Annotated in this window: 13 protein-coding genes; 6 read left to right on the top strand and 7 right to left on the bottom strand. The window is 71.4% G+C overall.

Going from position 1 to position 13,898, the window contains the following annotated elements; genetic code table 11:
- Positions 1-20: 20 nt before the first annotated feature.
- The 4 genes from EDC02_RS00140 to EDC02_RS00125 form a co-directional block, all read right to left on the bottom strand.
- Positions 21-1,433 carry a chitinase gene (locus tag EDC02_RS00140; RefSeq protein ID WP_123604357.1) on the bottom strand — a complete coding sequence of 471 codons (1,413 nt, stop codon included), beginning with the start codon at positions 1,431-1,433 and terminating at the stop codon, positions 21-23.
- Between the two features lie 108 nt (positions 1,434-1,541).
- Complete coding sequence (locus EDC02_RS00135) at positions 1,542-2,039, bottom strand: DinB family protein (protein ID WP_123600158.1); 498 nt, start codon at positions 2,037-2,039, stop codon at positions 1,542-1,544.
- Positions 2,040-2,122: 83 nt separating this feature from the next.
- Positions 2,123-3,340 carry a hypothetical protein gene (locus EDC02_RS39990; RefSeq protein ID WP_199757457.1) on the bottom strand — a complete coding sequence of 406 codons (1,218 nt, stop codon included), beginning with the start codon at positions 3,338-3,340 and terminating at the stop codon, positions 2,123-2,125.
- A gap of 262 nt (positions 3,341-3,602) precedes the next feature.
- On the bottom strand, positions 3,603-4,214 hold the full coding sequence (locus tag EDC02_RS00125; RefSeq protein ID WP_199757456.1) for a TetR/AcrR family transcriptional regulator: 612 nt from the start codon (positions 4,212-4,214) through the stop codon (positions 3,603-3,605).
- Positions 4,215-4,287: 73 nt separating this feature from the next.
- Between EDC02_RS00125 and EDC02_RS00120 the strand changes: the two genes are divergently transcribed.
- Complete coding sequence (locus EDC02_RS00120; protein WP_233605656.1) at positions 4,288-5,433, top strand: aldo/keto reductase; 1,146 nt, start codon at positions 4,288-4,290, stop codon at positions 5,431-5,433.
- Here the strand turns inward: EDC02_RS00120 and EDC02_RS00115 are convergent.
- Complete coding sequence (locus EDC02_RS00115; protein WP_123600157.1) at positions 5,408-6,826, bottom strand: carbohydrate-binding protein; 1,419 nt, start codon at positions 6,824-6,826, stop codon at positions 5,408-5,410. The two genes, EDC02_RS00120 and EDC02_RS00115, sit on opposite strands and share 26 nt — an antisense overlap.
- Before the next feature lie 430 nt (positions 6,827-7,256).
- On the opposite strand from EDC02_RS00115, the gene EDC02_RS00110 reads away from it, so the two are divergent.
- The 4 genes from EDC02_RS00110 to EDC02_RS00095 all read left to right on the top strand — a co-directional run bounded on the left by EDC02_RS00110 (position 7,257) and on the right by EDC02_RS00095 (position 11,537).
- Positions 7,257-8,045, top strand: coding sequence for a hypothetical protein (locus tag EDC02_RS00110; RefSeq protein WP_123600156.1), 789 nt, complete (start codon positions 7,257-7,259; stop codon positions 8,043-8,045).
- A gap of 96 nt (positions 8,046-8,141) precedes the next feature.
- Complete coding sequence (locus EDC02_RS00105; RefSeq protein WP_123600155.1) at positions 8,142-9,368, top strand: glutamate--cysteine ligase; 1,227 nt, start codon at positions 8,142-8,144, stop codon at positions 9,366-9,368.
- Positions 9,369-9,404: 36 nt separating this feature from the next.
- Positions 9,405-10,784: an FAD-dependent oxidoreductase gene (locus tag EDC02_RS00100; RefSeq protein WP_123600154.1), complete on the top strand. Its 1,380-nt coding sequence runs from the start codon at positions 9,405-9,407 to the stop codon at positions 10,782-10,784.
- Between the two features lie 108 nt (positions 10,785-10,892).
- Positions 10,893-11,537, top strand: coding sequence for a DUF1707 domain-containing protein (locus tag EDC02_RS00095; RefSeq protein ID WP_123600153.1), 645 nt, complete (start codon positions 10,893-10,895; stop codon positions 11,535-11,537).
- Between the two features lie 10 nt (positions 11,538-11,547).
- Here the strand turns inward: EDC02_RS00095 and EDC02_RS00090 are convergent, their stop codons facing one another.
- On the bottom strand, positions 11,548-12,432 hold the full coding sequence (locus tag EDC02_RS00090; protein ID WP_123600152.1) for an Fpg/Nei family DNA glycosylase: 885 nt from the start codon (positions 12,430-12,432) through the stop codon (positions 11,548-11,550).
- Between the two features lie 11 nt (positions 12,433-12,443).
- On the bottom strand, positions 12,444-12,941 hold the full coding sequence (locus EDC02_RS00085; RefSeq protein ID WP_233605655.1) for a MarR family winged helix-turn-helix transcriptional regulator: 498 nt from the start codon (positions 12,939-12,941) through the stop codon (positions 12,444-12,446).
- Between the two features lie 169 nt (positions 12,942-13,110).
- Between EDC02_RS00085 and EDC02_RS00080 the strand changes: the two genes are divergently transcribed.
- On the top strand, positions 13,111-13,734 hold the full coding sequence (locus EDC02_RS00080) for a hypothetical protein (protein ID WP_123600150.1): 624 nt from the start codon (positions 13,111-13,113) through the stop codon (positions 13,732-13,734).
- Positions 13,735-13,898 lie beyond the last annotated feature (164 nt).

Below are 13,898 nucleotides of genomic sequence, written 5' to 3'. Positions count from 1 at the left end.
CGGGTGGCCGGGGCCGCCGGTCAGGGCAGCGTCGCCAGGTGCGGCTTGACGGTACGGGCGAACCCGCTGCCGTTGGTCACGTCCCAGTTGATCGACCAGGTCATCGCGCCCCGGATGCCGGGGTAGGTGCGAGGCGGCCGGAAACTGCCGCAGCTGGTGCCCCGGGCCAGGCAGTCCAGGGCCTGGTTGACCATCGTCGGGGCGACGATGCCGCCGCCGGCCGCTCCCGGGCCGGCGGGCAGGCCGAGAGCCACCTGGTCGGGCCGCAGGCCCGATTCCAGTTGCAGGCAGGCCAGCGCGGTCAGAAAGTTGACCGTGCCCTGGCTGTAGGCGAACGCCTGGTCGCAGCCGAGCATCGACCCGGAGTTGTAGAACTGGGTGTGCACCACGGTCAGGATGTCTCGGATGTCCAACGCCAGTTTGAAGTACGACACCGACGGTGACTGCATGTCGATGGTCTGCGGTGCCATCGTGATGATCAGCCCTGGCCCGGTCCGGCTGCGCAGCGCGCGCATCGCCTGCGCCATGTAGGTCGGGTTGAGCCCGTTCTCCAGGTCGATGTCGACGCCGTCGAAGCCGTAGTCCTGGATCAGCCGGTACAGGCTGTCGGTGAGCGCGGCGGCGGACGCGGGGTCGCTGACCGCGACCCGGCCGGTCTCCCCGCCGATCGAGATGATCACCTTCTTGCCACGCTGGTGCAGGGTGGCGACGTCAGCCTTGAACTGAGCGTCGGTGTAGCCGCCGAGCGAGGCGGACAGCCCCGGGTCGATGCCGAAGCTGACCGCGCCGGGGGTGCTGGTGGCCTCGGCGAAGGCGACCGCGATCAGGTCGTACTCGGCCGGCACGTCGCGAAGCCGCAGCTCGACGGCCGGATTGTCGAAGTTGTGCCAATAGCCGGTGAGAAAGTGCTCCGGCAGCCCATCGTCGGTCGGCGGCGGCGTGGTGGGGGGTGGGGCCGTCGTCGGCGGCGTGGTGGTGGGCGGAGCGGTAGTCGGGGGCGTGGTGGGGGGTGGGGCCGTCGTCGTCGGCGGCGGCTGCTGGCCGCCGCAGGGCGCACCGTTGAGGGTGCAGTTGGTCGGGCTGCCCGGCCCGCTACCGAGGAACCCGAACGAGACCGACGCGCCTGGCGCGAGGTGACCGTTCCAGCTGCGGTTGGTGAAGGTGAACCGCTGCCCGGAGACGCTGAGCAGGGCGTCCCAGTAGGTGCCGACCGTGGTGCCGGCCGGCAGGTCGAAGGCGACGGTCCAGGCGGTGATGGCGGTGGCGCCACCGTTGGCGACGGTGACCTTGGCTTCCCAACCGCTGCCCCAGTCGGAGGTTTTCACGAAGGTCGCGGTGGGGCCGGCGGCCAGGGCCGGGCCGGCCGCCCAGATCACCCCTGCGGCGGCGAGGACCGCAGCCAGCACCGGGGCGACTATCCGTACGGGTTTCATCGACATCCCTCCCTCGAAGCACCAGTGCGGCAATTATTAAGACTCTTAACAGTTTTGTAAACACCTCGGCCGAGGTCGGAGGCGGTGGGCGGAGGCGGTGGGCGCGTACTACTCGTCGGCGAGTTGCTCGCGGAGGATGTCCGCGTGCCCACAGTGCTGGGCGAGCTCGCGCAGCACGTGCAGGTACACCCAGCGCAGCGGAAGCGGACCTCGCCGGTTGCCGGGCAGGATGTCGTCCAGCTCCAGGGACGACGTCGCCCGGCGGGACGCTTCGCAGGCTTCGCGGTGGGCGCGTTGGACGCTGGCGATCGTGTCGTCGGCAGCGAGGACGAACGACTCGTCCGCCGTCGCGGGCAGCCCGAGCTCCGTACGCGGCCGGCACGTCATGGCCTCGTCGAACCAGACCTTCTCGACGAAGGTCGCGTGCTTCACCAGACCCAGCAACGTGGTCCGGGAGGCGACCAACGATCGGCGGGCCTGCTCCTCGGTCAGCCCGTCCAGACAGCGGTTGAGTGCGCTGCGGTGCTCGTCGAGGAACGCCTCGAACTGAGCGCGCAGCGGTTGGGTGACGACCTGGTCGGCGAACGTCGGCGGGTAGGAAGGCATGCCCGAAGCATCCCAGCCGACCGGGAGTACGGGCGCGAGGCCGGCCCCGTGGCAGCGGGTGCCACGGGGCCGGCGGGGTTGGGTCAGCGGGCGGTGCCGCGGTAGCGCAGTTCGATGGGCGTGCCCGGGTACTCGACGGTGCCGGCGAAGTCGCGGTCCGCCCGGAAGGTGATGTTGGCGTCACCCTGCGGGCCGGTCCAGGTCAGGGTCGTGTCGGCCGGGATGGTCCGGTCGTCGACGATGACCCGGCGGTTGCTGATCATCGCGGTCAGGTCGGTGTCCGCGGTCCACGGCAGTGGGGACAGCCGGGACTCGGTCGCGAAGACCGCTGCGTCGTCGCAGATCACCGGGGTGGACGCCGCGAGGGTGCCCCGGTAGCCGACGCCACCCTCACCCGGGAACCGGGCACTGCCGGTGAACGTGCCGTCCTCACCAAAGGTGATGTCCGCATTGCCATTCGGGCCGGCCCAGGTCAGCCGCGTACCCGCAGGGACGGTCTCGCCGTCGATGATGGTTTTCCGGTTGTCCAGCAACAGGTGCAGATCGGCGTCGCCGTGCCACGGATTGGAACTGCTACCCCAGTGGATCTCGGTGTCGAACACCGCCACGTCACAGACCGCCTTGCGGCTGCCTCGGTAGCCCACACCGCCTTCACCCGGGAACCGGGCACTGCCGGTGAACATTCCGTTCTCACCGAAGGTGATGTCCGCATTGCCATTCGGGCCGGTCCAGGTCAACTGCGTGCCTGTGGAAGCCGACTCGGCATCCACGATGGTCCGCCGGTTCTTCACCATGATCGTCGTCTCGGCGTCGCCGTACCACGGGTCGGAACTGCTGCCCCAGCGGATCTCAGCGGCGTAGGTCGCCGGCTCGTCGCAGGCCACCGGGGTGGACGCCGCGAGGGTGCCCCGGTAGCCGACGCCACCCTCACCCGGGAACCGGGCACTGCCGGTGAACGTGCCGTCCTCACCAAAGGTGATGTCCGCATTGCCATTCGGGCCGGCCCAGGTCAGCCGCGTACCCGCAGGGACGGTCTCGCCGTCGATGATGGTTTTCCGGTTGTCCAGCAACAGGTGCAGATCGGCGTCGCCGTGCCACGGATTGGAACTGCTACCCCAGTGGATCTCGGTGTCGAACACCGCCGCCATGCCGCAGCCGGGCAGCGGTGCGGCGTGCGCGGCGCCGGCGCCGAGGCCGGCGCCGAGCAGGCAGCCGGCGAACGACGCGGCCAGCAGCGCGGTGGCACGGCTCCGGCGGTGGACGGCGCCTGCGGCCGAACGTCCGATGGCAGTCTTGGTCATGATTCTGTTCCCCTCGAAGATTGACGGTCTCTTCCGTCGTGGAATTAGATCCAGCATGGATGCCTATTTGCGTCGGCACTCCGCGAAACCATGATGAATTTCTGAGGGAACCCTGAGCAGATAGTATGCGGAATTGGTGGCACCCATCCAGGAGGGAATATCTGTCAATTCGACGACTCCGTCGATGTCGCACTTGCGACCCCGGGCGTCGGGCTGTTCACAGTTGGCGCGTCACGCCGATTTCGGTTGGGCCGACCTGTTTCTAGTCGAGACCACTGGCAGGCGCGTAGACGCCGGCGCGGGCGGCTGCCGCCGCCGCTTCGGCGGCCCGGTCCGCCGTGGCCTCGTCGACCGGGTCTCCGCTGACGAGCAGGCGGTAGTACAGCGGCGCCGAGACGGCGCGGATGACCTCGGCGGCGTCCGTACCCTGGGGCAGTTCCGCCCGCCGTACGGCCTGCTCCACGCAGGGTGCCCACTCGGCGATGCGGACGGCGTAGAAGCGGTGCAGCGCCTCGGCGGTGCGGGGGTCGCAGGTCGCGGCGACGATGACCGCCCGGAAGAGTGCACCCTGACGCGGATCGGCCAGGGTGCGCTGCACGAGCCGGGCGTTGGCCCGCAGGTCCTCGATCAGCGACCCGGTATCGGCCCGCGGCAGCGACTGCTCCGCCATGTCGGTCAGCAGGTCGGCGACCAGGCCGGCGACCGTGCCCCAGCGGCGGTAGACCGTGGTCTTGCCCACCTCGGCACGGCGCGCCACGTCGGCGAGGTCGAGGCGGTCGAAGCCGTGCTCGACGAGCGCGTCACCGGCAGCTCGGAGCACGGCGGCGCGGACCCGGGCGGTCCGCCCGCCGGGTCGGATCGCACCGACGGCCATAACGGGTCTCCAGTTTCCTTAACGGCGGCTGACTGCTAATCTAGCGCACACTAACGGAACTACAGTCCCTTTAATGGAGGTCACCAGCGTGGAATACCGACAACTCGGAGCATCCGGGATCACCGTGCCCGCCCTCAGTTTCGGAGCCGGCACCTTCGGCGGCTCCGGACCGCTCTTCGGTGCCTGGGGCAACACGGACGCCCGCGAGGCACGACGCCTCGTCGACATCTGCCTCGACGCCGGGGTGACCATGTTCGACACCGCGGACGTGTACTCCGACGGCGCGTCCGAACAGGTGCTGGGGCAGGCGATCAAGGGCCGGCGCGACGCCGTGCTGATCTCGACCAAGAGTGGCCTGCCGACCGGCGACGGACCGAACGACGCGGGAACCTCACACGCCCGGCTCATCCGGTCGGTCGACGCGGCGCTGCGCCGGCTCGGCACCGACCACATCGATCTGTTCCAGCTGCACGCCTTCGACGCCGCGACACCCGTCGAAGAGGTCGTCGCAACCCTCGACGACCTGGTACGCGACGGGAAGATCCGCTATCTCGGCGTCTCCAACTTCGCTGGCTGGCAACTGATGAAGTCCCTCGCCGCAGCCGACCGGGACCACCGCCGCCGGTACGTGGCCCATCAGGTCTACTACTCACTCGTCGGTCGGGACTACGAGTGGGAACTCCTGCCCCTGGGCCTCGACCAGGGTGTCGGAGCCGTCGTGTGGAGCCCGCTCGGCTGGGGCCGACTCACCGGCCGGATCCGCCGCGACACGCCGCCACCGCCCACCAGTCGGCTGCACGCGACCGCCACCTACGGTCCGCCGGTCGACGACGAGCACCTGTTCCGCGTGGTGGACGTCCTCGAGGAACTGTCCCGCGAGACCGGTCGGGCAGTGCCGCAGATCGCGGTCAACTGGCTGCTGCGACGACCCACCGTGGCCACCGTCATCATCGGCGCCCGCGACGAGGAACAACTCCGGCAGAACATCGGTGCCGTCGGCTGGTCCCTCACCCCCGAACAGACGGCCCGACTCGACCATGCCAGCAGCCGTACCGCCCCCTACCCGTACTTCCCCTACCAGCGGCAGGAAGGCTTCGCCAGGCTGAACCCTTCGCCGCTCGCGAGCATCGCGGTCCAGGGGAGCCCGGCTCGCCCCGCCGAAGCGGGTCGACCGGCCGGGCTCCCCGTCGGGGTCAGCGGCGGAAGTGGAACCAGTTGACGTTGACGAAGTCGTTCGGCTGGCCGCTGCTGAAGGTCAGGTAGACCGTCTGCCGGCCGGTCACCCCGGAGACGTTGCCGGGCACCGTACGCCAGGTCTGCCAGCCGCCGGTGTCACCGACGGCGAAGCTGCCGATCGGCGCGGCGGTCGGGCTGCCGATGCGGACCTGGACCAGGCCGCTGACCCCGGCTCCGGCGCCGGAGGCGACCCGGGCGACGAAGTCACGCGGCGGCGTCGAGCCGAAGTCGACGTTGTCGTAGCGGGCCCAGTCGCCGTTGGCCAGCCAGCCGATGTTCTGCCCGCCCTCACTGCACGCCTCGGTCCCGACCCCGTTGTGGGCGTTGAACGACTCGGCCTGGATCGCGGCGTACGCGTTCACCCCACCGCCGGGCGGCGGCGTGGTCGGCGGCGGTGGGGTGGTGGGCGGCGGGTTCGACCCGCCGCGGGTGTAGACCGCCACGTAGTCGACCAGCATCGGTACGCCGGAAACGGTGTTCGCGGTCGGCGTGGTGGAGCCGGCGACGCCGTTCGGGAAGGCACCGCCCATCGCCACGTTGAGCAGGATGAAGTAGCCGGCGTGGGTGGTCATGTTGGACCAGTGCGGCTCGGGGATCTGCCCCTGGGTGACCGTGTGGTAGTGCTGCCCGTCGACGTACCAGCGCAGTTGCTGCGGGCTGGCGCTGGCGTCCCACTCGAAGCGGTAGGTGTGGAACGCCGACTGGCAGGAGGCGCCGGGGCAGGCTCGGGACCCGCCGATGCCGTTGAACTCGTCGCACGGTCCGCCCGGGGCGACGCCGCAGTGCAGTACGCCCCAGACGGTGTTGAGTCCGTTGACGTTCTCCATCACGTCGAACTCGCCGATCGCCGGCCAGTTCTGGTAGTTGCCCCGGTACGGCGACCCGAGCGCCCAGAACGCCGGCCAGTAGCCGGCGGCGGCGGCCCCGGTCACGTTCGGCACCTGGATCCGGCCTTCGATCGCCATCACGCCACCAGATGGCGGCTTGAAGTTGCTGCGTACCGTCTCGATCCGGGCCGAGGTCCAATTGCCGGCGCCGTCGCGGATCGGGGTGATCCGCAGGTTGCCGTTGCCGTCGTGCCGGACGTTGGCGGTGCTGTTGGTGTAGGTCTGGATCTCGCCGGTCCCCCACTGCGGCGGGCCGCCGGGGTAGCTGGTGCCGGTGTCGATGATCCAGTTGGCCGACGAGGGCAGGGTGTTGGCGGCGCCGGTGAAGTCGTCGCTCCAGACCAGGTCCCAGCCGCTGGGGGTGGGTGGGATCGCGGCGTTGGCGTGCGCGGTGACCGAGGCGACGACGGCGGTCGCGGTCAGCGCGGCTGCGGCAGCGACGATCCGGGTACGGATGCGCCGACGAGGGCGTCGCGGGGGTGAGTTCATCACTGGCCTCTCTGCTGGGGGTATAGGCCGGTCGCGGCCTGCTGGTGGGGTGGCCGGTCGCCGATTCTGGATCCGGGTCAGGGCAGATGCCGTCGACGGCTGAGAGCGTTCTCTCCGGGGAGGCTGCCGATCTTCGGTCTTGGAGCATCAGGACTGATGGGGACGGTTGGGGATCGCTCAACTCACTCTGGGAGAGCGCTCTCAGGAGTTGTACGTCTCCAGGCCGAACTTGTCAACCGATGTCGATGTCGCAACCGGCGTGGAGACTGGCTCTGAACCCATCCGGCCGCCCCGGCTGGGGCGGCGACCGGACCACCGGCACCCTTGGAGACACCCGTCCGGCCGGGCCGGGAAGCTCGTAAAGTCAGGTAAATCCCCTGCATAGCAGTGGATAAGGGGACAGGGTGCGCATGCCGCATGGAGGAGTCCGGTGAACGGCTGGTTCGAGCAGACCATCGTCTCGACCGGCCGGCTACCGCTGTTCTGTTTCTTCGTCGGCGTCGTCCTCGGCTTCGCGTTCATCCGCTTCTCGGTCCGAATGATCCGGGCCCAGGTGCGCTGGTGGCCCGGCAACGTCACCCGGGGCGACCTGCACATCCATCACGTCGTCTTCGGGGTGGTCTTCATGCTGGTCGCCGGGGTCGCCGGGCTGGCGATCCCGGTGGAGACGACCGCCTGGCGAGCGGTGGCGGCCGCGCTGTTCGGCGTCGGCGCGGCACTGGTGCTCGACGAGTTCGCGCTGCTGCTGCACCTGAGCGACGTCTACTGGTCGGAGCGCGGCCGCACCTCCATCGACGCGGTCTTCGTCGCGATCGCCGTCTCCGGGCTGCTGCTGCTCGGCCTGCGACCACTGGGAGCCAACGAGTTCCTCACCGGCGAGACCGACCCGGCACAGTTCGCTGGCGCCGCGCTCATCGTGATCAACCTGGCGCTGGCGGCGATCACCCTGCTCAAGGGCAAGATCTGGACCGGACTGCTGGGGTTGTTCCTCCCCGTCCTGCTGATCGTCGGCGCGCTGCGGCTGGCCCGGCCGCACGCGCCCTGGGCACGCTGGTTCTACCGGGGCGAGAGCCGCTGGGCCGAGTGGCGGCGGGCCAGGTCCGCCGACCGCGAGCGCCGCTACCGGCAACCGATCATCCTGGCCAAGATCCGGGTCCAGGAGTTGATCGCCGGTCGGCACGACCTGCCGCTGCCCCGGCCACCCCGCCGCGAACCCTGAGCCGACCGTCCCGCCCGCGAACCCTGAGCCGACCGGCGCGGCCGGCGGCACCGCAAAGCCGTACCGCCGGGTCACCCAAAGGCGCAGGATGGCCCGATGACCAGCAGTACTGTCGCCGCCGAGCCGGCCCGGCACCGGCCCGACTCGCTGACCGTCGGCGTGGAGGAGGAGTTCCTGCTCGTCGACCGCCGGTCCGGTGCCGCCGCACCGGCGGTCGCGGCGGTGCTCGCCGAGATCCCGCCGGAGCTGCGCGGGCAGGTGCAGCGGGAGTTCCAGACCAGCCAGATCGAGATCGGCAGTCCACCCGGCCTGGACCTACGGGCGCTGCGGCGTACCCTCGGGACGCTGCGCGCCGAGGTCGCCGACGCCGCCGAGCGGGCCGGTGTCCGGCTCCTCGCCGTCGGCACCGCACCGGTCGCCGGGCCACAGCCCGACGTGGTCGACGACCCACGTTTCCACCGGATCGTCGAACGGTACGGGATGCTGCTGCCCGGCCCGGGCAGCAGCGGGCTGCACGTGCACGTCGCGGTACCGGACCAGCAGGTCGGCGTACAGGTGATCAACCACCTCCGCCCGTGGCTGCCGGTGCTGCAGGCGGCGACCGCCAACTCGCCGTTGTTCCACGGCGTCGACACCGGGTACGCCAGTTGGCGGTCGGTGATGTGGCAGCGTTGGCCGGCGGTCGGCCCGGCCCCACGGTTACGCTCGTACGAGCACTATCGGTCACTGGTCGACGACCTGACCACCGCCGGCCTCATCCTGGACGAAGGGATGCTCCACTGGTACGCCCGGCTGTCGGCGCACTACCCCACCGTCGAGGTCCGCATCGGCGACGTCTGCCCGAGCCTGGACGACACGATCCTGCTCGCCGCGCTGGTCCGCGGTCTGGTCGGCACCGCGCTCACTGCGGTGGAACAGGACCAGCCACCGGTCGACGTGGAGCATCATGTGCTGATCGCCGCCCACTGGCGGGCCGCGCACGACGGGCTGGAGGGACAGGCCGTGGACCTGACCACCGGGGCACCCGCGTTGCGTCCCGGCTGGCACCTGCTACGCCGGCTGGTCGACACCGTCCGCCCCGAGCTCGACCGGCACGGCGACGTCGCGCTGGTGAACTCGCTGCTGGGCCGGCTGCGGGCACGGGGCACCGGGGCTGCCCGGCAGCGCGCCGTGCACGCCGGCACCGGCGACCTAAGTGCCGTGGTCGACTACCTGGCCGCGCAGACCCGCAGCCGGTCGATCATCCCGGCGCCGCCGCACGTGACCGTTCCCCCGCAGCTCCCCCCGCCGGACCGCCCGGCGGCCCGCCCGCCGGACCGCTGACCCGGTCCGACCGGACCCGACTGGAGAAGATGTGAGATGGCGCAACGGATGGTGGTGATCGGTGGTGACGCGGCCGGCATGTCGGCCGCGTCCCAGGCCCGGCAGCTGCGCGGCCCCGACGAGCTGAGCATCGTCGCGTTCGAGCGGGGCCGGTTCACCTCGTACTCGGCCTGCGGGATCCCGTACTGGATCTCCGGCCTGGTCGACGACCCGCAGGATCTGATCGTCCGCGACCCGGAGACGTTCCGCCGCGACCACCACATCGACGTCCGCGTCCGGCACGAGGTCACCCGGATCGACCTGGCCGCGCGGGAGGTGGTGGCCACGTCGTTCGACGACGGCGGGCGGGAGGTCCGCGAGCCGTTCGACACCCTGGTGTACGCCACCGGAGCGGCGCCGGCGCAGCCGACGTGGGCGGGCAACGCCGCTTCCGGCGTGTTCGGGGTGCAGACCCTCGACGACGGTGCGGCGCTGCGGGACTGGCTCGATCAGGAACCGATGCCGCGCCGGGCGGTGGTGGTGGGTGGCGGGTACATCGGGGTGGAGATGGCCGAGGCGTTGATCCGGCGCGGGCTGGCGGTCACTCTGGTGGAGCGCAGCCCACAGCCGATGTCTACCGTCGACCCGGACATGGGGGCGCTGGTCCGCTCGGCGCTGGACGGGCTCGGCATCGACGTGCGTACCGGCGTGTCAGTCACCGGCCTGCACGAACGCGACGGGCGGGTCTGCGAGGTGCTCACCGACGACGGCGCGGTGCCGGCCGACGTCGTGGTGCTGGGCCTGGGCGTACGGCCGAACACCGGGCTCGCCGAGCAGGCCGGCCTACCGATCGGCGTCACCGGCGGCGTCCGTACCGATCTGCAGATGCGGGTGGTCGGGGTGCCCGACGTGTGGGCGGCCGGCGACTGCGTCGAGACCTTCCACCGGGTCAGCGGCCAGCCGGTGCACATCCCGCTGGGCACCCACGCCAACAAGCAGGGCCGGGTGGCCGGGATCAACATCGGCGGCAGCTACGCCACCTTCCCCGGGGTGATCGGCACCGCGATCACCAAGGTCTGTGACCTGGAGGTGGCCCGCACCGGGCTGCTCGAACGCGAGGCGGCGAAGGCCGGGTACGCCTACGTCACCGCCACCGTGGAGTCCAACAACCGGGCCGGCTACTTCCCCGGGGCCGCCCCGATGACCATCAAGCTGATCGCCGAGCAGCACACCGGGCAACTGCTGGGTGGGCAGATCGTCGGCACGTCGGAGGCGGCGAAGCGGATCGACGTGCTGTCCGTCGCGGTGTGGAACCGGATGTCGGTGGCCGAGATGACCGCACTCGACCTGGGCTACGCTCCGCCGTACTCGCCGGTCTGGGATCCGGTGCTGGTCGCCGCCCGGCGGGCCAACGACGCCGTCGCCGAGACCCCGTGAGCGAGCGCTCGAGAACCCCGGGGAAGGCGCTCGAGAACCCGTGAGCAGGCGCCCACCCGGACCGGGCGGGCGGCGGTTGCCGTTGGGCGTGGCCGTTAGGCTTGGCGGGTGGACCCGGCGACCCATCCCAGCGGCGATCACCTGCGCGTCTCGGACGCCGAGCGGGAGCAGGTGGTGGAGCTGCTCGGCCAGGCGACCGCGGAAGGCCGGCTGACCCTCGACGAGTACGCCGACCGGGCCACCGAGGCACATCAGGCAAAGACCCGGGGTGAGCTGGCCCGGCTCACCGCCGACCTGCCGACGGACCCGTCGGGCGGGCTGCCGGCCGCCGCCGGGCCGGGTGCGCTGGCCGCGCGCGGTACGGCGTACCCGGCGGTGCCGGGCGGCGGTGCGACACTGCCCGCCCCGGTGGAGCGGATGGTGGCGATCTTCGGTGACGAGGTACGCAAGGGGCACTGGCTGGTACCGGACCGGGTGGAGGCGCGGGCGGTCTTCGGCGACTGCAAGATCGAGCTGCAGGACGCCCAGATCCAGCATCAGGTGACCACTATCGAGGCGACCGCCATCTTCGGCTCGGTCACCGTGTACGTGCCGGAAGGAGTCGACGTCCGGATGACCGGCACGGCGGTGTTCGGCGACAAGAAGTCGAAGCTGACCGCACCGCCCCGGCCCGGCGCCCCGATCATCCAGGTGGTCTGCAACGTGATCTTCGGATCGGTCGTGGTGCGGCCGCCGAAGCGCAAATGGTGGTGACGGCGGCGGGTCAGCCCGGCTGGCAGGTCGGGCACCAGTAGCTGTTCCGGGCGGCCAGCACTCCGGCGGCGACGGCATCGCCGCAGCACAGGCAGGGTTGGCCGGCGCGTCGGTAGACGTACACCTCACCACCGTGCCGGTCGTTGCGCGGTGCCCGGCCCATCGCCTCCGGCAGGTGCTCGTCGCGTACGGTGTCGATCCGGCCCCGGCGCACCCCGATCCGCATCAGGGTGACCAGGTCGGCCCAGATCCGCTGCCACTGGTCGGCGGTCAGCCGTCGGCCGGGTGTGGTCGGCGCGATCCCGGCCCGGAACAGCACCTCGGTGGCGTAGACCAGGCCGACCCCGGCGACGATCGTCTGGTCGAGCAGCAACGCACCGAGCGGCCGGGCGCTGCGCCGGATCCGGCCGCCGGCGGTGTCCGGGTCGGCGTCGTCGCGCAGCGGGTCGGCGCCGAGCCGGTCGCGCAGGGCGTCGGCTTCCGCATCGGTGAGCAGTTCGCAGGCGGCCGGCCCGCGCAGGTCCAGCCAGTGCCGTCGGTCCGTTGCGCCGGCTGTCGCGGTCGGCCCGTCGGCTGGCGGTCCGTCGGCTGTCACTGCCGGCCCGCCGACCAGCCGCAGCCGGATCTGCCCGACCGGTGCCGGCGGCTGTCCCGGCCCGTCGGCGACGGTGCCGTAGAGGCCCAGGTGCACGTGCAGGATGCCGCCTCCCGGGCCGCCCCGGTAGTGGTGCAGCAGGTGCTTGCCGTACGCCTCGGTGGCGGCGAGGGTGGCGCCGGTGAGCCGGGCGGCGCCAGCGGCGAACCGACCCTGCGGGCTGGTCGCGACGACCTGCGCTCCGCCGAGTACGGCGTGGTGGTGGGCGGCCAGCCGGTGGATGGTGTGGCCTTCGGGCATGGCAGCAGAGCCTAGTCGGCACCGATCAGTAGCTTGCCGATCAGGCCGACCAGTTGGTCCCGCTCGTCGGCGGTGAGCCGCTCGAAGAACCGGGCCTCAAGGGTCGCCGCGTCGGCCGAGATCGTCGCAAGGGCCGCCCGGCCGGCCGGGCTGATGGTGACGATGTACGCCCGCCGGTTGGTCGGATTGCGCTGCCGGGTGACCAGGCCGGCGCGTTCCAGCGCGTCGACCGTGCCGACCATCGTGGTCCGGTCGGTCCGTAGCCCGTCGCTGAGCTCCTGCTGGGAACGGGGACCGGTGGCGTCGAGCATGCCCAGCACCAGGAACTGGGTCAGGTTACGGCCGGTACGCGCGGCGGCGGCCTCACCGATGCGGGTCGCCGCGGCCCCGGCGCGGCAGAGACCGACGATGTGCCGTTGCCACAGCAGCTGACGGAAGTAGTCCGTGAGCTCCGGCGGATCGTCGGGACCGCGCGTCCTGTGATCCGCTTCCGGTCCTGCTGGCCTCACCGTCACCGTTACACCCGCCCATGATCGGAACCTGACCGTCCGAGGGTATCGCCACCCGCTTGACCGTGACTGGTGTGGCGGACCGGACATCCGGGTACTGCAAGCCGACAACCGCCGGAGGCCCTGCCCAGCCGCGGTGCGGTCCGGCGTACCGATAAGGAGGTCTGTCATGGTCAGGATTCCCTCGCTGTCCCGGCGCACGGAACCGACGAGGCCGGCGGACGACCCGCCACCGACCGGCGGTACCACCGCGACCGCGACCGGCACGGCCGACACCGCAGAGGCTGACACGACGCGAGCCGACACCAGGCGGGTCGACACCACGCGAGCCGACACGGCAACGGCCGACACGCGGGCCGGGGTCACCGACCCGGCCACCCGGCCGACACCGCCGGGACCGCGCCCCGAGCCGCCCACCCGGGAGGGCGGTGACCCCCGGCCGGCTCCCCCGCCGGCACCGGCCGGCCCTCGGCCCCGGGCCAGCCTGCTGGCCACGGTCAGCCTGATCACCGGGGTCACCGGCGCGCTGTTCGTGCTCTCCGGGCCACTGGCACCGTACGGCGTCGCGATCGGGGTGTTCGCCCTCGCCACCGGCCTCGGCGGGATCTCGGCGACGGCCCGCCGGCACATCGCCGGCCGGACCGAGGCGCTGATGGGCAGCGTCCTCGCCCTCGGGACGATGATCGTCGGCAGCCTGGCACTGACCGGCGCGCTGAGCTGGCTGACCACCGAGACCGACATGGTGCAGCAGGTACGGCAGTGGCTTGACTCACAGTTTGTCGGAATCTTCTGACGGGCAATCGTGACCCGGGACGGTGGTTCACCGTCCCGCAGGGCCCGGCGGCGGTGGTTCACCGCACGAGGGCCGACCGAACCGGTGGTTCACCGGGCACCGCATCTTCGGGGGGCGACAGCGTGGTCGCCCCCCGAAAGCATGCGTACGCAACAAAGCGCATA

The sequence above is a fragment of the Micromonospora sp. Llam0 genome (assembly GCF_003751085.1).
Taxonomy (GTDB): domain Bacteria; phylum Actinomycetota; class Actinomycetes; order Mycobacteriales; family Micromonosporaceae; genus Micromonospora_E.
Note: the sequence above shows the minus strand (reverse complement) of the source record. Positions and strands in the feature narration are given on the sequence as shown.

Excerpts from the sequence above, each read along its gene's own strand:
- EDC02_RS00140 (WP_123604357.1), bottom strand. The coding sequence starts at position 1,433 with ATGAAACCCGTACGGATAGTCGCCCCGGTGCTGGCTGCGGTCCTCGCC.
- EDC02_RS00135 (WP_123600158.1), bottom strand. The coding sequence starts at position 2,039 with ATGCCTTCCTACCCGCCGACGTTCGCCGACCAGGTCGTCACCCAACCG.
- EDC02_RS39990 (WP_199757457.1), bottom strand. The coding sequence starts at position 3,340 with ATGACCAAGACTGCCATCGGACGTTCGGCCGCAGGCGCCGTCCACCGC.
- EDC02_RS00125 (WP_199757456.1), bottom strand. The coding sequence starts at position 4,214 with ATGGCCGTCGGTGCGATCCGACCCGGCGGGCGGACCGCCCGGGTCCGC.
- EDC02_RS00120 (WP_233605656.1), top strand. The coding sequence starts at position 4,288 with ATGGAGGTCACCAGCGTGGAATACCGACAACTCGGAGCATCCGGGATC.
- EDC02_RS00115 (WP_123600157.1), bottom strand. The coding sequence starts at position 6,826 with ATGAACTCACCCCCGCGACGCCCTCGTCGGCGCATCCGTACCCGGATC.
- EDC02_RS00105 (WP_123600155.1), top strand. The coding sequence starts at position 8,142 with ATGACCAGCAGTACTGTCGCCGCCGAGCCGGCCCGGCACCGGCCCGAC.
- EDC02_RS00100 (WP_123600154.1), top strand. The coding sequence starts at position 9,405 with ATGGCGCAACGGATGGTGGTGATCGGTGGTGACGCGGCCGGCATGTCG.
- EDC02_RS00090 (WP_123600152.1), bottom strand. The coding sequence starts at position 12,432 with ATGCCCGAAGGCCACACCATCCACCGGCTGGCCGCCCACCACCACGCC.
- EDC02_RS00080 (WP_123600150.1), top strand. The coding sequence starts at position 13,111 with ATGGTCAGGATTCCCTCGCTGTCCCGGCGCACGGAACCGACGAGGCCG.